Source organism: Sporosarcina sp. 6E9 (assembly GCF_017921835.1).
In the GTDB taxonomy this organism is placed as follows: Bacteria; Bacillota; Bacilli; order Bacillales_A; family Planococcaceae; genus Sporosarcina.
In genome coordinates this window covers 147,128-167,084 of sequence record NZ_JAGEMN010000002.1, presented here as the reverse complement: position 1 = coordinate 167,084, position 19,957 = coordinate 147,128, and the positions used below count along the sequence as shown (strand labels likewise).

Here is a 19,957-nt window from a genome sequence, read left to right as displayed (position 1 = left end):
AGAGATTCAATGGCAAAATGGATTAAAAGCGGATGGTTGATTCCGCTTTTCTTGTTTATGTTAATCATCAGTGCCTGTTCAGCAAAGGAGACGGTGAAGACCGACCCACCCAAAGGTGTAGATGATGAAATCAGTGCGGAAAATCCTTCAGGAGACTTAAGCCCTCTTGAGAAGAAGACCAAAGTTGTCATTGCGGAAGACGGGGCCGCATCCGGAGCAGGTTTCTACATCGCGAAAGAAAAAGGCTATTTTGAAGACTATAATATCGAGGTCGAATTTGCACAATTCGCCAACAGTGATGATATGCTTCCCGCGTTAGCAGCAGGAGAAGTGGACATTGCGGGTGGCGTCTCAACTGCATCTTTCTTCAACGCAATTGCACAAGGGATTGATGTTAAGATTATTGCGGATAAAGGGCATAATAATCCAGGGAAATCGTATTTCACTTTTGTTATCGGAAATCATATGGTCGATGAAATCAAAGATTACGCGGATATGAAAGGCAAGAAAATTGCCGTGTCATCGCTTTACTCGATTGACTGGTATATCTATCAAGAGATGTTAAAGCATGCCGGATTAACTGAAGATGACGTCGAATTTGTGCTTATGGGGGATTTTGGAAGTATGTTAGGGGCAATCGATGCAGGGACGATTGATGTCGCATTAAATATCGAGCCGCTCATCACTCAAGGTATCGAAAATGGATTCCATAAACGTTTCCTAGATGCGACAGATTATGCACCAGAGTCACAAATTGCGATGGTACTCGGTTCACCACAATTCATGGCAGAGGAACAAGATATTTCGTTGCGGTTTATGGCAGCTTACTTAAAAGGCGTCCGAGACTATAACGATGCATTTATTAAAGGAATTGAAAAAGATGAAATCATCAAGATTATGACAAAGCATACAGCACTGAAAGACCCTGAACTATGGGAGAAAGTAAATGTAACGGGTCTAGATCCCGATGGCAAGATGTTTATTGACGATATTGAAAAGCAATTCAATGTTTATAAAGAAAACGATGCAATCCGCGGCGATGTCGATTTAGATAAAGCGATTGACACGTCAATCACTGAGAAAGCCGTTGAAGTTATTGGGAAATATGACCGCGATTAATGTGTTGTAAGGCGGTTCTAAAGTCTTGTTTTGCGGATATAATCGTGTGAGTGTCGGATATAATAGATTATCTGTCGGATATCCGCAAATCAAACATGAGAAAGGGTCGACTCGCTCTAGGAGTTGACCCTTTTTCAATTCAAAATGCATGCATTTGTCTTTTTTTCACAAGTGCCGAATGAAAAACTATGCATTGCCATTCCGGCAATAATGACCGCAATACCAACAAGGGCAATTGGACCAGGAACAGCGATACCAAGAATCGCCATCTCACCAAGAATGACGAAAATGAGCTGTGTTGACTGTGTAGCTTCGACCGCAGCCAATTTACTTTGGTCGTCTCGAACCCGGTCTGTTGCCATGAAAAATAATGTCGTGGCAATAACACCTGAGCTAACGCCGACGATGAACGATTGCATGAGTTGATTCATAGAAGGGGGGCCAACCGTGACGAAAGCGTAAATTGAAATTCCAATCCAAACGGGTACTGTCATTAGTGTCATGGCTAGAACCCGTTGAAATGTATCAAGCCGACCTCCAAGAAGTTCCATCGTTTTTCGATTGCCGAGCGGATAAGCAAATGCAGCAAATAAAATCGGAATGATGCCGAATAAAAGGGTGCGTACTTCAACACTCTGCGCATGTGGAATTTGAATGAGGATAACACCCGCTATGATGATCAATGTTATGCCGAACGAAATAGCAGGTATCCTCTGTCTGACCTTTCTTTCATTCATAACCAATGTGAAAAAAGGGGCCAGCAAGACCCCAGCGACTATTGTTAATTGCCAAGTACCTGCAAGTAACCAACCTGGACTGTATGCAGCTGCGTATGTAAGCGGTGCGTAGAAAAATACAAAAGCGACAACACTCCAGATGAAGAAAGGAAAGGAGTTTGCCTTCATTTCTTTCTTCATCGGTGCAAAGCCTTTACGATACGCAACGATGGCAATCAAAAATGGAATCATAAAGAAATATCGAAGAGAGGAACTCCAAAGCCAGCTTCCTCCAGACAATTCCATTGATCTGTTCAAGATGAATGTCACCGCAAAAAACACTGAAGAGAGGATCCCAATCCAGATTTCCTTCAATAGAATTCCTACTTACGCGCGTTCCTCAAACAATTTGACGGCTTCAATAATGACATTTGTTGCTTTCACCATATTATCGACGGAAATGTATTCGTATTTTCCGTGATAGTTTTCGCCACCCGTGAAAATATTCGGCGTCGGCATGCCCATATAGGATAGTTGTGAACCATCTGTACCACCGCGAACGGGGACAATATTCGGTTCAATATCAAGGTTTTTGAAAGCATCGGAAATGATTTCAACGATTTCCATGACCGGTTCAATTTTTTCGCGCATATTAAAGTACTGATCTTCAATTTCTAATGAGATTGCATTTTCACCGTACTCTTCCTTCAGTTTGTCAGCAGTTTCAACCATTAGTTGTTTTCGTGCTTCGAATGTTTCGCGGTCAAAATAGCGAATGATATAGCCGAGAGTCGTCTTCTCGGTAGAACCGTCGAACTGCATAAGATGGATAAACCCTTCATAATCCGCTGTTTTTTCAGGAACTTCATCGGCAGGCATTGCCGCTTGAAATCTACTCGCGACTAAAATCGAATTCACCATTTTATCTTTCGCGGAACCTGGATGTACACTTGTACCATGGAATGTTATTGTTGCGCCCGCGGCATTGAAACTTTCATATTGCAGTTCGCCAAGTGGACCGCCGTCCATTGTATAAGCGTATTTCGCGCCAAATTTCTCGACATCAAATTTATGTGGACCACGCCCGATTTCTTCGTCTGGCGTAAACGCGATTCGAAGTTTCCCGTGTTTAATTTCGGGATTATCAATCAAATATTCCATTGCAGTTACGATTTCAGCAATACCCGCTTTATTGTCCGCTCCCAAGAGGGTCGTGCCGTCTGTCGTAATCAGTGTGTGGCCGACGTAATTTTTCAGTTCTGGAAAATCATTAACCGCCATAACAGTATTGTCGTTCAGCTGCACGTCTTTTCCATCATAATCATCGAAACGTTGCGGTTTAACATTTTTCCCCGTATAATCGGTCGCCGTGTCAACATGCGCAAGAAACCCGATGACCGGAACATCGCGATGGGTATTCGATGGAAGCGTCGCAAACAAATAGCCGTTGTCATCTAGCGTAATTTCCTTCATCCCAATGTCCTCAAGTTCTTTTTGTAGAACATGCAGCAAGTCCCATTGCCCGGGAGTTGTGGGACATTCCGTACTGTTAAAATCAGACTGTGTATCGATTTTTGCATAGCGTACAAGTCGTTCGATCAATTTTTCTTTCATTATAAAAATACCTCCTAAAATAAATTCCTGATAATAATTCTATCTTATCAGACTTTTTGGATTTACGGAAAATTTGATGGCACGACTTCCAACGCTTGCCGCGATGAAAACTTGTGCCGCGTAGTATGTAATCATGACAAACGCATCACGGTACGGAATATCGTAGACGAACCGGTCAAGCGCTAGCACTGAATCTGAAAATATAAAGAGCAATGCACCCATAATTACTAACGGAAGGTGCGTACGAATCGCCATCCAGCCCATCAGTAAAATGATTGAGATGTAAGCGATAATCGCAATGCCAAGAAAATGTTCACCAATGCGGAATTGTGAACCAGCTATCCAATAAGCCATCCCGACACCATATAATAGGAGAAGGGTTGCTGCCCATTTAGGAATTGCCTTGCGCGGGATTTTGCGGAAAGCAAAAATATAAAAAAGATGCGCAATAAAAAAAGTAACAAGACCGGCAAGGAACCAGTAAATAACACCATCTGCAATCATACTGACGAACAGACCGATAATGATCATTCGTTTGTACATACGAGGAAGGAAGGACCTAGTTCCAATCGCGAATAAAATAACGAGCGCCATGGGAATTAATTTCATGAAAATTTTAAAACCAACCGCTTCAGGAGGAATGAAAAATATATAGATAATCCCCATTATCGTAATAGCGGCAACGAACAGTGTACGAATCATAGTTTTTATCCCCTTTCATGAAGTATCCTTCAATGAAAGGGAGCTAGAATCCTGCAAAAATAAAAAAAGGCATCGCCAGTAGTTAGCGATGTCTTCTTATATAAATCAATCAACAGAATAGTTTTTGTGTGAAACAACAGTAAGATTTGAGGCCGCACCGATTAAATCTGCATCTTCATTTGAAATTTGTACGATAACAGAGTTTTCAAGAATCTTATAAATAGTCCCGTAAACCTTATAGTCGTTCCGAACAAATGAAATCTCTTCATCGACCTTGCGCGCTGCTACAAAGTCCGATACTGGTCTTTCCTTACGTGGAAAAGCCATGTGAACCCCTCCTATTGATACGATTATCTTCGACACTATTAAAAAAAGCTTAGGCAATGCCCTAAGCATCGAAAGTTGAAAAAACGGTAAACGATTAGACGAAGAATGTCTACTACTAGTATACCATATTTGGACGAACTTTGCAGGTTTCTAACTATGAGGCATTTATTGACAACTTTTACATTCTAGAAAAATGTGCTGGAATCAGGGGTTGATGCAAACTTCGACTGAGAACGATTAGTGGGAAATGCTGGTATCCCCGAGATCGACGGTCGCTGAAAGCTAAATTATTTACGTAAAGTATAAAATAAGAAGAAGCGATTTAACACTATGTCAAAAGATTGTTATTAATTTTTGTAATAGACTTTATATTATGCATTATATAACATTTCATTGTGATGTCGATTGTGATTTTTTTACACGTTAGTAGAATATTAAATTTATATCTAGATGAGGAGGATAATTATGAAAGCGTTAACAATTAATGCGGAGCGCTTAAATACTCGTATTTTTGAACTATCTAAAATTGGAAAGCTAGGAAGTACTGGGGTTTCTAGACTGGCTCATTCGCCAGAGGATAAAGAAGCTGTTCTAAAAGTGAAAAGCTGGATGGAAGAAGTAGGACTTGAAACAAGAATTGATAACTTTGGTAATTTAATTGGAAGATGGAACGGTGAATGCTCTGATGAAAAAATACTAATGGTTGGATCCCATATTGATTCACAACCTTATGGGGGAAGATACGACGGTGTTCTTGGTGTGTTGGGTGCACTAGAGGCAATACAAACTATGAAAGAACAAAATATAACCCCATCGCTTCCAATTGAACTGGTAGCTTTTTCGGATGAAGAAGGAAGTCGATTTAATAAAGGGCTTTTTGGCGTAAGGGGGATTCTTGGGAAATTGGAAGAAGGGGAGCTAGATAGAAAAGATAAAAACGGCATGACAAGGAGAGAATCATTAATTGAATTCGGTTGTGATCCTAATGGATTCCTAGATTCAGAGTATGACCCAACAACAATAGCCGCTTTTTTAGAGCTTCATATTGAACAAGGTCCCGTGCTAGAAGCGCAAGGGGAAGCGGTTGGTATTGTAACAGGAATTTCAGGACCACTTTGGCAGACGGTAGAATTTACTGGACTTGCTGGACATGCAGGATCTGTTCCGATGCCGATGCGACAAGATGCACTTGTTGGAGCAGCAAAGATTATTATTAAGTTGAACGAGCTGGCCGCCAAAGTCCCTGGGGCACCCACGGTTGGAACGATTGGTAGCTTGGAGGTATTCCCGGATTCAAGGAATATCATTCCTGAAAAGGTGAGGTTTACAATGGACTTACGAGATATAGATGAACGAAGAAGAGATGAAATTGAAAAAGAGCTATTAATTGAGTTTGAAAAAGTTGCAGAAACGCATGGTTTAACCTACACAATATCGGAAGACACGAGGAATGAACCGCGATTTTGTAGTGAAAAAATAAAGAATGTGATGAGGATTGAAAGCAAGAATATGGGACTCAATCCTCCGGAGCTAATGAGTGGTCCATTTCACGACTCACTCGCGATGTCTTACGTTTGTGACTACGGAATGATTTTTGTTCGCTCAAAGGACGGAATTAGTCATAATCCGAAAGAATATTCTTCACCAGAAGATATTTCGCTCGGAACAGAACTGTTTTACCGGACAATGGTTAATATGGCAACGGAAAAAGACATCGTGTTAATAAGTAATAGAATTCAAGAAACTGTGTGATTATCGAAGGTGGCTAAACTTTTGATTGAAAAAATTTGAAGGAAAGGTTGGATATCATGTCTAAGACTAAAGTTCCGGGCAAAAAGGTGCTGCTTTATAGTTTAATTATTCTTTGCTTTATTATGATGGAATCGCCAGTGATTTTGTTGGCAAATAAGGTTGAACCTATCATTTTAGGAATACCTTTTCTAATTTTCTGGAGTTTGATTTGGTGGTTTGTCTTAACGGTTTTATTTTTAATTGGTTATTTAACTAATTGGGGAAGTAAGCTCAAAGCAGATTAAATGCAGAGAAGATAGGAGAGGGGAATTTAGATGACAGCTGGTCTATTAATTATTGCTGCGTTTATGATTATACCGCTGCTCGTTGGTTTTTTAGCGGCTAATAAATCTACTAATACAAGTGAGGATTTCTTCATTCAAGGTCGGGGTATGGGAAGTATTGCAGTATTCTTTACGGTTTCAGCCACATGGTGGAGTGCTTTTGCTTTTTTAGGGTCAAATGCTACTTTTTATGTACATGGTCCAGTCTATTTGACGGCTTTGGCTTGGAATCTTTTATTCGGTTATATGTACTTCTCAGTAGGAAAGCGCGTATGGTTTTTAGGTAAGAAGTTTAATTATATCACCGCTTCGGACTTGCTAGGAGATTTTTATAATAATGAAGTACTGCGAATAATTGTTGCAGGAATAATGCTGATTTTTACTATTCCCTACTTACAGATCCAATTGATGGGAGGGGCGTATTTAATTGAAATCGCATCAGGTGGTTTAATTCCTTTTTGGTTATCTGCTTTCTTATTCTATTTGGTAATCGTTATTTATGTCTGGGTTGGAGGAATTCGAGCAGTTGCTTGGACGGATATTATATATGGGGCATTATTGTTTTTTGGAATGATCTTTGCAGGTTTTTATATTGCCCAAAAGCTTGGTGGGCCTGTCGCTATGTTTGGACAATTGATTAGTGAGCATTCCAGTCATTTAACGATGCCCGGACCGCTCGGTAGTATGGGGTATTCAATGTGGTTTTCTTTATTTGTAATTACGGCAATCGGTGCATTTATGGGACCACAAATTTGGCTGAGAATGTATTCTGTTAAAAGCGGTCAATTATTCAACTTAATGCCATTTTTACTTGGTTTGGCGGCAATTGCTTATATCGGTTCAGTCTTGACGGGATATTCTGGTGTGATATTAGAACCGGGTTTAGAAAATCCAGATCATATTTTACCAATAATGTTAACGAAGCACGCACCATTTGCATTAGCTTCACTTATATTAGCAGCCGGTGCGGCAGCAGCTATGTCTACAGCTAATTCACAAATTCATGCAGTATCAACGATTGTGACGTTAGATATTTATCAGCGCTATATGAATCCCAAGGCTAGTCAGCAAAGTATTATGAAAGTTGGCCGCTGGTCGCTTGTATTGTTTTCATTAATTGCTTACTTTATGGCGCTGGTCGTCCCAGGTGTACTAATTACGATAGGTATAGCAGCTTTAGCCGGTACTGCTCAATTAATTGTACCCACAATCGGTGCTATCAGTTGGAAGAAATCTCACCCGACTGCAGCAATCTGGGGTCTATCGGTAGGCGTATTAACTGTTGTAGCATTGACGTTTATTCCAGCATTTACATCTGCGCCATTTGGATTTCATGCAGGCGTTTGGGCTTTATTGGTAAATGTGATTATTTTCGTTTCACTTAGTTTATTGTTAAAGAGAAAAGATACGGATGTTGTCAATCGTTTTGTGGAAGCACGTAATACTTACAACGCGGAGTATCACCCAGAGGCGGCTCCTAAATAAATCATAATAAAAATACTTATTTTAGGGGGGACCAAAATTAAGGCGACAGTTGTATTTATAAATGGTGAAGTGATTACTTCTAATGATGACAATCAAATTCAAGAAGCCGTGGCTATTAAAGGAAATAAGATTGTGGCAGTTGGATCAAGTGAAGAGATTATGCTTTTTGTTGGTGCTGAAACGAGGGTTATCGACTTAGAAGGGAAATCGTTACTTCCAGGTTTTATCGACGCCCATTTGCATTTGACAATATACGGTACAAATCTACTCGGTGTGAGCTGTGTAGATCCGCATATCAAATCACTTGAAGATATATTCAAAGATATTAAGAAAAAAGTATCGAATACCAAAAGTGGTGAATGGGTCAGAGCTTGGGGGTTCGATGAAAATAATGTAGTTGAAAATAGATATCCTACAAAAGAAGAACTCGACCTAATTTCAACGGATCATCCAATCGTAATTATTCGAACCTGTAACCATACATCGATCGCCAATAGCAAGGCGTTGGAACTAGCTGGATATTCGAAGCGGACAAAAAGTCCAAAGGGTGGAATCGTTGAGAAGGACAATTCAGGTGAATTAACGGGAAGGCTTATTGAGAATGCCCATATGGAACTCTTCAATGTAGCCGCCTATACTGATGAAGAATTGAAAAAAGCGATGAAGCTAGCTTCGGACACTTTCATTGCAGCGGGTATTACAAGTATTCATGATGCCGGTGGATACGGTTCAGGACCGGATATACTCCGAGTCATGCAACAAAGTGTTTCGTCGGGAGATGTTAAGGTTCGAGTTTATGCGATGATCGGTTCCTTAACAAATTCTAAGTCGTTTATTAGATCTATGATTGATGCAGGTATTGTCACGGGGCTTGGTGACGAAAAGTTTAAAATTGGTCCTGCAAAAATTTTTACGGATGGGAGTAGTACAGGCCCAACAATTGCTACCCGTACACCATACGATAGCGGCCGGGCGGATACCGGAATTCTATATTATAGTCAGGAAGAAATTAATGAGATTTTAGGCGAAGCTCATGAAAAAGGATTTCAAATAACCGCACATGCTCAAGGTGACCGTGCAATTGAAATGCTTCTGAATTGTATTGAAGATGCTTTGCAAAAGCACCCACGTGACAACCATCGACATCGGATTGAGCATGCTGGCATTGCGCCTCCTGACCTATTAAAGCGAATGAAGGAATTAGATGTGGTAATCGTTCCAAATCCAGTATTCATGTATGTAAATGGTGATTCGTATATTACCAATTATGGAAGTCGCGTCGAGATGATGTATCCAGCGAGAGACTATATTGATAAATCGATACCAGCAGCTTTTGCATCAGACTCTCCCGTCACCTATTTCAATCCATTATTAGGAATACATGCGTCGGTTAATCGGAAGAGTAGAACTGGCGTAGATGTTGGAAGTAATCAGCAGATTGAGGTATTAGAAGCAATCAAAGCATATACGTTAAATGGAGCATATGCTAGTTTCGATGAAAATGTAAAAGGAAGCATAGAAGTAGGGAAGTTAGCAGACTTTGTCGTGTTGAGTGATAGTATTTTGGGTAGCGCCAAGGATAAAATAAAAGATTTGCAAGTCGAACTAACAATGATTGATGGTGAGATTTTATACGAGAAAGTTCGTTCTAAAATTATGTAAAGAAAAACCGCCATTGTTCATATCGAGCAATGGCGGTTTTTCTTCCTAGTTTCTGCGGAGGCGCATTTATCGAGTTTTTATGGATTTATTCCTACTATAACTTTTCCCTAAAAGCTCATAAGCCTTTATCGCGACCTCGAAAGCCAAACGATTCGATGGTTCCATAAAGTCTTTGCCCAACAGTGTTTCTAATCTATCTAGTCGGTGGTACAGTGTTTGCCTCACAATAAATAAGCGATCCGATGTTTCTTTTTTAGATCCACTGCATTTAAGATAAACGCTGAGTGTTTCGAAAAGGTTGCCGTCTGTCTCTTGGTCGTAATCGAGTACGGGCGACAAGTATTCATTTACGTATTTTTCAAGATAGTTACTTTCCTTTAAAAATAATAAGAGTCTATATATTCCTAAGCTCTCGTAAAAGTTGGTTTTGGTTATCTGAGATTCATGCAGTTCCAGAACTTTACTGGCTTCTTCATACCCTTTCATCGCGTCAGAAATATCATGATATACTGCGCTAACGCCAAAAGTACATTGACTACCGACAAGAAAATTATTTTCGTCCATATTGGAAATGTTTGTTATGATTTGCGAGAATCTATCGGTCTCCTTTTTCAAATGGTCGGCAGCAATAAAAGAAGCAATTACCGCAATCTCATTTTTTCGCGTTGAAACCGCTGGAAAGAATCCGTTCCGTTTAAAAAGAGAGCGAATCATCATAGATCTCTGAAGCTTAATTTCTTCCCAGTCCTCTTCACTTAGATTTGTTTCTGGAAAGTCTACATGAATGACAAATACTCTGAAATGCATATTGCGACTTGGGGTAGGTAAGTAAGAATGCACGTCCTCCTGTTCATATTCACGGCCGCTCAATAAATTTCGAACAAGCTCATCCTCCAAGTTTTGTTTACGTTCTTCAATTGTTCGGTTTCGTAATAAGATTTGTGCGATTGCAAGAGCAGCACGATCTAGAAGTAAAAATAAAAAATCCTCAGCCATGGGTTGTTTGATTTGCAAACATAAATATCCCCAAGTTTGTCCTAATCCACGAACAGGCATGAGTGCAAATGTACGGTCACTTAATGTAATAATTCCTTGTTCTCTAGTAGTCATTGGCGCCATTTCAATCGTGTCACGTATGGAAACTTCCATATCCTTACATTCGGATGGGTAATAATAAGGTTTCATATTATCACTTATGAAAAAGGTGTTTTGTTGGAAAAGTTCGTGTAATTCTTGAAGGATTTTCAAAATCCCGTTATGTGTTAGTGATAATGAAATGAACTTTCTAGAAAGCGTATCAAGTTGAGAGAGCATCTGATGATGTTGATTGATGATAAATGTATGAAGGTCTTGGGTGATGTCAACAAACTTCACGATTTTCTCGAACACAATGATGGGAAAGTTGAACTCATCGGCTAATGCGATTATTTCTTTCGGGACTTTCTTGAAACTTGATCCTTTCTCGATACAAATACCGGCGACGCCTTTTTCTATCAGTCTCTTTATATATTTTGTCTGAGAGGCGAGGTCGAGTTGTAAACCTACTCCAGTCGTTAAGATTAATTCCCCGCCGTTGATTAACGACTCAAATTCTGTTGTTTCCAGTATGTGAGACCACTTTACTTGTCTGTCTAAACCTTTAGCACCCGCAATCACTTTTGCACAATTGAATGTTTCGCGGGCGAGGACACCTCTGACAGTTAGTTTTAATTCATTCATATCTAAACGCCTCCAAAACGTTAAAATTAAAAACAAATGATTTTACGTTATGTAAAATGACAATAATCCGAATTATTTGTAATATATACTATGAAGTGTATCGAAGACTGTGAAAACTAGCAAGAAAAATAGAATAGGAGGAATAGAAATGAGTATAGTAGCAATAGAAAAGAAAACGCTTACAAATTTTATCAATGGACAATGGGTAAAATCGACGACAGATAAATATGAAGAGGTGCCAAACCCAGCTACAGGCGAAATATTGGCGGAAGTACCAATTTCAACACAAGAAGATTTGGAGCAAGCGGTTCAAGCAGCGAAAAAAGCATTCGCTTCTTGGAAAAAAGTTGCGGTTCCACAGCGCTCTCGAATTTTATTTAACTATCAGCAATTATTAACTGAAAACTGGGATGAGTTGGCGAAGCTGATTACAATTGAAAACGGAAAAAATTATACCGAAGCATATGGGGAGGTCCTTCGTGGCATTGAATGTGTCGAGTTCGCTGCCGGCACGCCAACACTGATGATGGGGCAACAGCTTCCAGATATCGCTACGAATATCGAATCAGGTATGTACCGTTATCCAATCGGAGTGATTGGAGGGATTACGCCATTTAACTTCCCGATGATGGTGCCTTGCTGGATGTTCCCGCTTGCCATTGCTAGTGGAAATACATTTATCCTTAAACCATCGGAAAGAACACCGCTTTTAGCCAACCGACTTGCAGAATTGCTGAAAGAAGCGGGACTTCCAGACGGCGTTTTCAATATTGTGCACGGAGCACATGATGTCGTGAACGGCATTCTTAGCCATCCGGATATTCCGGCAGTGTCATTTGTTGGATCGCAGCCAGTCGCGGAATACGTTTATAAAACAGGTACTTCCAACGGCAAAAGAGTTCAAGCGTTGGCTGGCGCTAAAAACCATACAATTGTTATGCCGGATGCGGATATGGACTTGACGGTGACAAACATTATTAACGCGGCATTTGGCTCCGCAGGGGAAAGATGTATGGCGTGTGCAGTTGTCGTCGCAGTTGGTGATATTGCGGATGAACTGGTTGAAAGGTTGGTAGATGAGTCGAATAAATTGACGATTGGGAACGGATTAGAGGAAGGGGTTTTCCTTGGACCGGTTATCAGGGATTCACATAAAGACAAAACGCTGAGTTATATCGAATCAGGTGTTGAAGAAGGTGCCAAGCTTCTGCGTGATGGACGCAGGGATGAATCGACATCTGAAGGCGGATATTTTGTCGGTCCAACAATCTTTGACAATGTGACATCGGAAATGAAGATTTGGAAAGAGGAAATCTTTGCACCCGTTCTTTCTATTGTCAGAGTGGAAACTTTGCAGGAAGCTATCGAACTCGCGAATGAGTCTGAATTTGCGAACGGGGCCTGTTTATTTACAGATAGTGCAAAAGCCATTCGTCAATTTAGAGAAGACATCGATGCGGGGATGTTAGGCGTAAATCTGGGTGTTCCAGCGCCGATGGCATTCTTCCCATTCTCCGGTTATAAAAAATCATTCTATGGTGACCTTCATGCAAACGGTCGCGATGGAATTGAATTTTACACAAGAAAGAAAATGTTGACAGCGCGTCACTAAAAAAGTATTTATTGAAGGGAGTAGAAGGAATGACGACAGTTAAAAGTGAAAAAAAATCATTAGTTGAAAAGGATCGGGAAAATGTTTGGCATCATATATCCGCCTACAATAAAAAGAGTCCACCAATGGTATGGGAAAGTGGAGAAGGGGCTTGGATAACTGATCATGAAGGCAATCGTTATCTTGACGGAATGGCTGGGCTTTGGGCTGTTAACGTAGGGTATGGTCGTGAAGTATTAGCAAAAGCGGCATACGATCAAATGTTAAAGATGGCGTATGCGCCGATGACGCAAAGCCATGAACCGGCCATTAAGCTAGCTGAAAAGTTAAATGAAATGCTCGGCGATGATTACCAAATCATTTATTCGAACAGTGGATCGGATGCCAACGAGGTAGCTTTTAAGATAGCGCGTCAATACCATCAGCAAAACGGGGATCCATCTCGCTATAAGTTCATTTCACGCTACCGGGCCTACCACGGAAGTTCGATGGGGGCATTAGCGGCAACGGGTCAGGCGTTGCGTAAATACAAATACGAACCGCTTGCACCTGGATTTCTACACGTTGCGCCACCAGATAATTACCGTCGTCCAAAAGGGCAATCAGTTGAGGAGTATAATATTCAACGTGCAGAAGAGTTTGAAGAGAAAATCATTTGGGAGCAAAAAGAAACGATTGCAGGGATCATTATGGAACCACTAATAACAGGGGGCGGCGTACTAATTCCGCATCCAGTTTACCTTGAAAAGGTTCAAGAGATATGCGATCGTCACGGTGTTTTGCTCATTATTGACGAAGTCATTTGTGGTTTTGGACGAACTGGAAAGGCATTTGGACATCAACATTTTAAACTGAAGCCGGATATCATTACAATGGCAAAAGGACTGACGAGCGCTTACTTACCGTTGTCTGTCACGGCTGTTCGTAAAGATATTTATGACAAGTTCGATACAGGTGAGGAAAATAGCCATCTACGACATATAAATACATTTGGCGGGAATCCAGCGGCTTGTGCCGTGGCATTAAAGAATATCGAGATTATGGAGGATGAAAATCTTTTTGAACGTTCAGCTGAACTTGGCGAACGACTTCAAAAAGAGTTGGCTCACTTGAAAGATCATCCTTTTGTTGGAGATATCAGAGGACTTGGTTTTCTATTAGGCATCGAACTTGTTGAAGACAAAGAAACGAGGGAGCCAGCGACGAATGAGCGTGTCGCAAAGATTATCGGGGATTGTAAGGCAAATGGACTCATTGTTGGAAGGAACGGTGATACGGTTGCTGGATTCAACAATATTGTTGCGCTTAGCCCGCCACTATCCTGTACCGATGAGGATTTCGATTTTATTGTTACGGTGATCAAAAAGGTGTTTGCAGAGAATAAATAAGTTGAAAGAGGTGGATGTCCACCTCTTTTTTCTGCGAAAAATCTTCAATGCGAGTGAAAGTAGAAGCACTAGGGAATGAATAAGAAGTTAACAATACAATCTGAAACTTATTTTTAAAAATCACTTGACTTTTCTGTATAGTCAGTTCTATACTGTGTAACAAGATGGAAAACAGAATCATCATACTCTTATCTAGAGCGGCGGAGGGATTAGGCCCTGCGATGCCCGGCAACCAGCAAGTGTCCAACTTGCAAAGGTGCTACTTCCTACAGATTCGTGCAAACGATCTGAAAGATGAGAGGAGGAATTAGCGAAAGCATAACCCTCTTCTTACACGAAGGGGGTTATTTTTATATTTAAATTTCCCCAATCGTCACTGCACTTCCATCAAATAAAAAAACTTGGAGGTAATGAAAAATGACAAACTTAAAACCAGAAACTCAACTACTACACGGTGGCCAAGAGCCAGATCCAGTAACCGGTTCACGCGCTGTACCGATTCATAGAACGACTTCATTTGTTTTTCCGGATACGGAACATGCCCAAGGTGTCTTTGGATTAACAAAAGCGGGGAATATTTATTCGCGTATTACGAATCCAACTGTTGATGTATTTGAACAGCGCGTTGCTTTGTTAGAAGGTGGAACGGCAGCGGTCGCGCTTTCTTCAGGAATGGCTGCAATTGCGTTCTCCATAATGAATATTGCAGAAGCCGGGGATGAAATTATAGCCGCTGAAAACTTATACGGTGGAACGTTTAATTTATTCGCTGTGACACTTCCACGATATGGCATCAATGTGAAATTTGTAGATTCGACTGACCCAGAAAACTTCCGTAACGCAATTACTGAGAAAACAAAAGGGTTTTTTGCGGAAACAATCGGCAACCCAAGTCTGAATGTATTGGATATCGAAGCAGTTGCAAATATTGCACATAAAAATGGGATTCCGCTTCTAATCGACAATACTTTTCCTTCGCCATACGGATCAAATCCAATAGAGTTTGGCGCAGATGTCGTCATTCATTCGGCTACGAAATGGATTGGTGGACACGGAACGACAATTGGCGGGATTGCAGTAGATGCCGGAACATTTGACTGGACACAAGGGAGGTTCCCTGGTTTTACAGAGCCAGATACGACGTATCACGGTTTACGTTATGGAATTGATACAGCAGGGGCTGCATTTGCGACGAAGCTTCGAGTTCAACTATTACGCGATTTCGGTCCATGTTTAAATCCGGATAGCGCATTTAACTTTTTACAAGGACTAGAGACACTTCACTTACGTGTGCCAAAACATAATGAAAATGCACTTAAAGTCGTGAAATACTTAAAAGAACATCCTTCTGTTGAATGGGTTACGTACAACGGCCTGGAAGAACATCCCTCATATGAATTAGGGAAGAAATATTTGAAAAACGGTTTTGGTTCTATCGTCAACTTCGGTATTAAAGGCGGTCGCGAAGCGGGACGTAAAGTCATTGACAACGTCAATATTTGGTCGCATGTTGCAAACGTCGGGGACGCTAAATCATTAATTATCCACCCGGCTTCAACAACGCATCAACAACTTGGGCCTGAAGACTTGAAAAAATCAGGCGTTACTGAAGAATTAATACGACTGGCAGTAGGGCTTGAATCCGTGGAAGATATTATTGCAGATCTTGCGCAAGCAATTGAAAAAGCTGTTCCTGTTACTGCAGGATAATTTGAAATTAGTAAACGGGGTGAGACCATGGTAGAGACTGGAATTGTGAAGATTGGAAATTTGATGTTAGCGTCTGGTGTTGTACTCGACCAAGTCCATCTCGCTTACGAATGGGCAAAAATTGATCATGCACCAACCGTGCTCGTCTGTCATGCATTGACTGGTAATCATAAAGTTATCGGTACGGTGGATGAGCCCGGGTGGTGGAATGGATTAGTAGGCGACGGAAAAAGCATCGATACGAATGAGTTTTCCGTCATTTCGTTTAATGTACTTGGTGGTTGTGATGGTTCTACCGGGCCATTATCTATAAACCCGAAAACCAATAGACCCTATCGCCAAACATTTCCGGAAATCTCAATACGAGATATGGTGCATGCGGAGCGAAAGGCGTTATCGGTTCTTGGAATCGATAAATTGCATACAGTCATTGGCGGTTCGCTTGGTGGTATGCGCGCTTTGGAGTGGGGGCTTCTCTATCCAGATGATATGGATCTTTTGTTGCCACTTGCCGTAACGCCATCTCTAAGCGCTTATGGCATTGCTTTTAACTGCATTGGCTTACATGCAATTGAAAGCGATGATGATTTTGCGAATGGAAATTATGGAGATTCGGCTGACGTAAAGGGATTCGAAACAGCTCGAATGGCTGGAATGGTGACGTATCGATCCAGTCAATTGTTCAATGAGCGTTTTGCACGCGATGAATCGAATAGTGGCGAGTACGAAGTTGAGTCGTATCTTCATCACGTCGGAAAAAAGATCACGACGCATTTTGACCCGAATAGTTACTGCACACTACTGCGAGCGATGAATACGCATGATATTGGACGGGGCAGAGGTGGAATTCGAGAAGCGGCAAAACAAATTAAAGCAAAGACAGTCATGATGGGATTCACGCATGATTTAATCTATCCGCCAGAATCAATTCGGGCATTTTGCCATCAATTGAAGAATTCTAACTTTTGTTTAATAAATACGGAATTTGGTCATGACGGGTTTTTAACGGAATATAATAAATGGGGACTTTTCATCAAACAGTCCATGGAGGTGGCAACTTGTCGACAATCAAAGTCGCTATACTTGGCTTCGGTACTGTAGGTGAAGGCATATACCGAATATTAAAAGAAAAGAAGAATGAAATTAAGTCGCAAACGGGTTTTACAATTGAAATTTCTTCAATTGTAGTTCGTGACGTCACAAAAAAAAGAATCGAAACGCCAGGCGTCAAAATTACAGATTCCATTCACGACGTTTTCGAAAACCCGGATATAGGCCTCATATTCGAAGCGATTATCGGAGAAGATCCGGCATTCACGTATCTATCGAAAGCAATCTCGAAAGGGATAAATGTAATTACTGCAAACAAAGCGATGTTTGCCAAGCATGGTCCGGCTCTTATAAAACTAGCCAAAAGTCATCATGTGAAAATCGGGTTCGAAGCCACAACAGCAGGCGGGGTACCGATTATTCGCACGCTTGAGAACTTATTGAAAGCAGATCAGGTTCGACGTATTCAAGGAATCTTGAACGGCACTTCAAACTTTATCTTAACGAAAATGAGGCAAGATAACGTACCATTCGAAGTCGCGCTTGAGGAAGCGCAGTCTAAAGGGTATGCAGAAGCAGATCCATCGGATGATATCGGCGGGAAAGATGCATTTCGAAAACTGATGATTTTGAGTGATTTAGCATTCGGACGTCAACCGAAATGGGATGACATTGCCGTTAATGGTATTGATAAAATCCACGCGTCTGATGTATTAACTGCAACGGAAAAAGGTCTACGTTATCGCCATATTGCAGACATTTCAATAGACGAGGACGGAACTCCTTCAGGAAGTGTTGGTCCAGTAGTGATTGGTTCGGATCATCCGCTATACGGGGTTGACGGCGTGGATAATGCAATCATCGTGGATACCGAATACCTCGGAGCGTTAACGCTCATTGGCCCAGGAGCGGGCATGTACCCAACAGCAAGCGCAATGGTTAGTGACTTTCTCCACATTGTGGGAAAACGCGAAAAAATACTTATTCCAAGCTAAGAACAAAAGCGCAAGGCGCCTGGAGCTAGATAAAAAACCGACTTACATTTTAAGAAACTAAATGTAAGTCGGTTTTGTTATTTTCTTCTCTTGATTAACAGCATCTCCGCTTTTAACCCTTTAAGTAATGCGACGACCATTAGTAATATAATGAACGAGAAAGGTAAAGCCGCTATAATGATTGTGTTCTGCAAAGCGGTTAAGCCATTTACGGATAATAAGATGACAGCAATCGTCGATTGGATAGCACCCCAGCCAAGTTTTACAACATTTGGAGGTGTTAACGAGCCATTTGTTGATAGCATACCAAGAACGAATGTCGCAGAATCCGCTGAAGTAATAAAGAATGATGATATCAACAAGACGGCTACGATTGACAGTACCCATGGCCAAGGCATCGCGCTAAACATTTCAAAAATAGTGAGCTCTGTCGATGTGCTAGCTAAATCACGAACGCCAACCTTTTGCATATTCACAGCGGTTGTACCAAATGTCGCCAACCAGAACGCTCCTAAAATTGTCGGCGCAAGTAGAACGCCTATTAAAAACTCTCGAATTGTACGTCCTTTTGATACACGGGCGATGAACATACTCACAAATGGTGCCCAAGCAATCCACCATGCCCAGTAGAATATCGTCCAACCATTTAGCCATTCTCGATTACCTTCATCGAGTGGCGCTGTTCGAAAACTCATATCAACAATGTTTGCCAAATAACCACCAAATGAATCCGTGAACATATTCAAAATCAGCAATGTCGGTCCAAGAATTAGAACAAATAAGAGTAGAACAACAGCTAATACAAGATTCATATTTGATAAATATTTAATCCCTCGGCTAAGTCCTGACCAAGCTGATATAACAAACAAAACAGTGACGATTGCTATAATAATGAGTTGAGGGAAAATCCCAATTTCAATACCAAACAGATAATTCAACCCGGCATTAATTTGAACAGCGCCGAAGCCGAGCGAAGTTGCGACTCCGAACGTTGTAGCGAAAACGGCAAGAACATCAACGAAAATACCCCATGGACCTTCCATTTTCTTACCGAAAATCGGCTTCAATGTTGCTGAAATTAAACCTGGTTCTCCTTTACGGAACTGAAAGAATGCTAGCGATAGGGCAACAATTGCATACATAGCCCAAACGTGGAATCCCCAATGGAAAAATGACTGACGTAATCCTTCTTTAAACGCTGCCGCTGTATTTGGATCCGCTGTCGCTGGACTGATTGCGTAGTGTGATAATGGTTCCGCAGCCCCGTAAAAGACAAGACCTATACCCATACCAGCAGAAAACAGCATTGCAATCCAAGTGACCGTCGAAAATTGTGGCCGATCGGAATCTTTACCAAGCCGGATTTTCCCATACGGACTTAATATAATAAATACACAAAACGCCAACATGAATGACATAAGTACCATGTAATACCAACCGAATGTTGAGGCAACAAAGTCCTTGATGGTTGTTGTAACGGCTTCAAAGCTGTCCGGTGCCAAAGCTCCATAGCCAACTGCTAAAATAATCAGTGCCATAGTTATATAAAATACATTTGATATTTTTCTCATAGACCCTCCTATAGAATTACGATTTCGATATAATTTTCAACTATATCATATCCATTATTAAATACAACCGCTACGCTAGCGAACGATTCTAATGCGTATTTTAGTCCTCGTTATTTATATCTATATCACGTGGAAGTGGTCAATTCTTAAGTTTTTTCGCTGATCCGTACATATAACAATCCCTTCTAAACAAAATACCCACCTTTTCAATT

The 19,957-nt window shown here is 41.0% G+C and carries 16 protein-coding genes and 1 riboswitch; of the genes, 10 read left to right on the top strand and 6 right to left on the bottom strand.

Going from position 1 to position 19,957, the window contains the following annotated elements:
- The first annotated feature begins 9 nt into the window (after nucleotides 1-9).
- Nucleotides 10-1,119, top strand: a complete 1,110-nt coding sequence (locus tag J4G36_RS12390; protein WP_210470674.1) for an ABC transporter substrate-binding protein — start codon at nucleotides 10-12, stop codon at nucleotides 1,117-1,119.
- Nucleotides 1,120-1,253: 134 nt separating this feature from the next.
- Here J4G36_RS12390 and J4G36_RS12385 read toward each other — a convergent pair whose 3' ends face one another.
- The 4 genes from J4G36_RS12385 to J4G36_RS12370 form a co-directional block, all read right to left on the bottom strand.
- Complete coding sequence (locus J4G36_RS12385) at nucleotides 1,254-2,210, bottom strand: DMT family transporter (protein WP_210470673.1); 957 nt, start codon at nucleotides 2,208-2,210, stop codon at nucleotides 1,254-1,256.
- A gap of 12 nt (nucleotides 2,211-2,222) precedes the next feature.
- Nucleotides 2,223-3,449 carry a peptidase T gene (pepT, locus tag J4G36_RS12380; RefSeq protein ID WP_210470672.1) on the bottom strand — a complete coding sequence of 409 codons (1,227 nt, stop codon included), beginning with the start codon at nucleotides 3,447-3,449 and terminating at the stop codon, nucleotides 2,223-2,225.
- Between the two features lie 39 nt (nucleotides 3,450-3,488).
- The gene (locus J4G36_RS12375; protein ID WP_210470671.1) at nucleotides 3,489-4,151 is read right to left on the bottom strand and encodes a lysoplasmalogenase; all 663 of its coding nucleotides are present in this window, start codon (nucleotides 4,149-4,151) and stop codon (nucleotides 3,489-3,491) included.
- A gap of 105 nt (nucleotides 4,152-4,256) precedes the next feature.
- Nucleotides 4,257-4,478, bottom strand: coding sequence for a DUF2187 family protein (locus tag J4G36_RS12370; RefSeq protein ID WP_210470670.1), 222 nt, complete (start codon nucleotides 4,476-4,478; stop codon nucleotides 4,257-4,259).
- Nucleotides 4,479-4,943: 465 nt separating this feature from the next.
- Here J4G36_RS12370 and J4G36_RS12365 point away from each other — a divergent pair, with 465 nt between their 5' ends.
- The 4 genes from J4G36_RS12365 to J4G36_RS12350 are packed head-to-tail and all read left to right on the top strand — an operon-like array spanning nucleotide 4,944 to nucleotide 9,700.
- Entirely contained in the window at nucleotides 4,944-6,230 is a 1,287-nt protein-coding gene (locus J4G36_RS12365; RefSeq protein ID WP_210470669.1) for a M20 family metallo-hydrolase, read from the top strand.
- Between the two features lie 56 nt (nucleotides 6,231-6,286).
- Nucleotides 6,287-6,514 (top strand): DUF3311 domain-containing protein, encoded by a 228-nt coding sequence (locus J4G36_RS12360; RefSeq protein ID WP_210470668.1) that lies wholly within the window; start codon nucleotides 6,287-6,289, stop codon nucleotides 6,512-6,514.
- Between the two features lie 30 nt (nucleotides 6,515-6,544).
- Complete coding sequence (locus J4G36_RS12355) at nucleotides 6,545-8,038, top strand: sodium:solute symporter family protein (RefSeq protein WP_210470667.1); 1,494 nt, start codon at nucleotides 6,545-6,547, stop codon at nucleotides 8,036-8,038.
- Nucleotides 8,039-8,074: 36 nt separating this feature from the next.
- On the top strand, nucleotides 8,075-9,700 hold the full coding sequence (locus J4G36_RS12350) for an amidohydrolase (protein WP_210470824.1): 1,626 nt from the start codon (nucleotides 8,075-8,077) through the stop codon (nucleotides 9,698-9,700).
- A 66-nt stretch (nucleotides 9,701-9,766) separates the two neighbouring features.
- Here J4G36_RS12350 and J4G36_RS12345 read toward each other — a convergent pair whose 3' ends face one another.
- Nucleotides 9,767-11,419: a PucR family transcriptional regulator gene (locus J4G36_RS12345; protein WP_210470666.1), complete on the bottom strand. Its 1,653-nt coding sequence runs from the start codon at nucleotides 11,417-11,419 to the stop codon at nucleotides 9,767-9,769.
- Nucleotides 11,420-11,567: 148 nt separating this feature from the next.
- On the opposite strand from J4G36_RS12345, the gene J4G36_RS12340 reads away from it, so the two are divergent.
- The 5 genes from J4G36_RS12340 (at nucleotide 11,568) to J4G36_RS12320 (ending at nucleotide 18,174) form a co-directional block, all read left to right on the top strand.
- Nucleotides 11,568-13,031, top strand: coding sequence for a CoA-acylating methylmalonate-semialdehyde dehydrogenase (locus J4G36_RS12340; RefSeq protein ID WP_210470665.1), 1,464 nt, complete (start codon nucleotides 11,568-11,570; stop codon nucleotides 13,029-13,031).
- Between the two features lie 29 nt (nucleotides 13,032-13,060).
- Nucleotides 13,061-14,419: an aspartate aminotransferase family protein gene (locus J4G36_RS12335; protein ID WP_210470664.1), complete on the top strand. Its 1,359-nt coding sequence runs from the start codon at nucleotides 13,061-13,063 to the stop codon at nucleotides 14,417-14,419.
- A 185-nt stretch (nucleotides 14,420-14,604) separates the two neighbouring features.
- A riboswitch (SAM riboswitch) is annotated at nucleotides 14,605-14,720 on the top strand.
- A 116-nt stretch (nucleotides 14,721-14,836) separates the two neighbouring features.
- On the top strand, nucleotides 14,837-16,129 hold the full coding sequence (locus tag J4G36_RS12330; protein ID WP_210470663.1) for an O-acetylhomoserine aminocarboxypropyltransferase/cysteine synthase family protein: 1,293 nt from the start codon (nucleotides 14,837-14,839) through the stop codon (nucleotides 16,127-16,129).
- A 27-nt stretch (nucleotides 16,130-16,156) separates the two neighbouring features.
- Nucleotides 16,157-17,230 carry a homoserine O-acetyltransferase MetX gene (gene metX / locus J4G36_RS12325; RefSeq protein WP_210470662.1) on the top strand — a complete coding sequence of 358 codons (1,074 nt, stop codon included), beginning with the start codon at nucleotides 16,157-16,159 and terminating at the stop codon, nucleotides 17,228-17,230.
- Nucleotides 17,188-18,174: a homoserine dehydrogenase gene (locus J4G36_RS12320; protein ID WP_210470661.1), complete on the top strand. Its 987-nt coding sequence runs from the start codon at nucleotides 17,188-17,190 to the stop codon at nucleotides 18,172-18,174. The genes metX and J4G36_RS12320 overlap by 43 nt, the downstream gene beginning before the upstream one ends.
- 77 nt (nucleotides 18,175-18,251) lie before the next feature.
- On the opposite strand, the gene J4G36_RS12315 is transcribed toward J4G36_RS12320, so the two are convergent.
- Nucleotides 18,252-19,745: a glycine betaine uptake BCCT transporter gene (locus tag J4G36_RS12315; protein ID WP_210470660.1), complete on the bottom strand. Its 1,494-nt coding sequence runs from the start codon at nucleotides 19,743-19,745 to the stop codon at nucleotides 18,252-18,254.
- Between the last annotated feature and the right edge of the window lie 212 nt (nucleotides 19,746-19,957).

Coding starts and splice junctions, on each gene's coding strand:
- J4G36_RS12390 (WP_210470674.1), top strand. CDS start 10: ATGGCAAAATGGATTAAAAGCGGATGGTTGATTCCGCTTTTCTTGTTT.
- pepT (WP_210470672.1), bottom strand. CDS start 3,449: ATGAAAGAAAAATTGATCGAACGACTTGTACGCTATGCAAAAATCGAT.
- J4G36_RS12375 (WP_210470671.1), bottom strand. CDS start 4,151: ATGATTCGTACACTGTTCGTTGCCGCTATTACGATAATGGGGATTATC.
- J4G36_RS12370 (WP_210470670.1), bottom strand. CDS start 4,478: ATGGCTTTTCCACGTAAGGAAAGACCAGTATCGGACTTTGTAGCAGCG.
- J4G36_RS12365 (WP_210470669.1), top strand. CDS start 4,944: ATGAAAGCGTTAACAATTAATGCGGAGCGCTTAAATACTCGTATTTTT.
- J4G36_RS12360 (WP_210470668.1), top strand. CDS start 6,287: ATGTCTAAGACTAAAGTTCCGGGCAAAAAGGTGCTGCTTTATAGTTTA.
- J4G36_RS12355 (WP_210470667.1), top strand. CDS start 6,545: ATGACAGCTGGTCTATTAATTATTGCTGCGTTTATGATTATACCGCTG.
- J4G36_RS12345 (WP_210470666.1), bottom strand. CDS start 11,419: ATGAATGAATTAAAACTAACTGTCAGAGGTGTCCTCGCCCGCGAAACA.
- J4G36_RS12340 (WP_210470665.1), top strand. CDS start 11,568: ATGAGTATAGTAGCAATAGAAAAGAAAACGCTTACAAATTTTATCAAT.
- J4G36_RS12335 (WP_210470664.1), top strand. CDS start 13,061: ATGACGACAGTTAAAAGTGAAAAAAAATCATTAGTTGAAAAGGATCGG.
- J4G36_RS12330 (WP_210470663.1), top strand. CDS start 14,837: ATGACAAACTTAAAACCAGAAACTCAACTACTACACGGTGGCCAAGAG.
- metX (WP_210470662.1), top strand. CDS start 16,157: ATGGTAGAGACTGGAATTGTGAAGATTGGAAATTTGATGTTAGCGTCT.
- J4G36_RS12315 (WP_210470660.1), bottom strand. CDS start 19,745: ATGAGAAAAATATCAAATGTATTTTATATAACTATGGCACTGATTATT.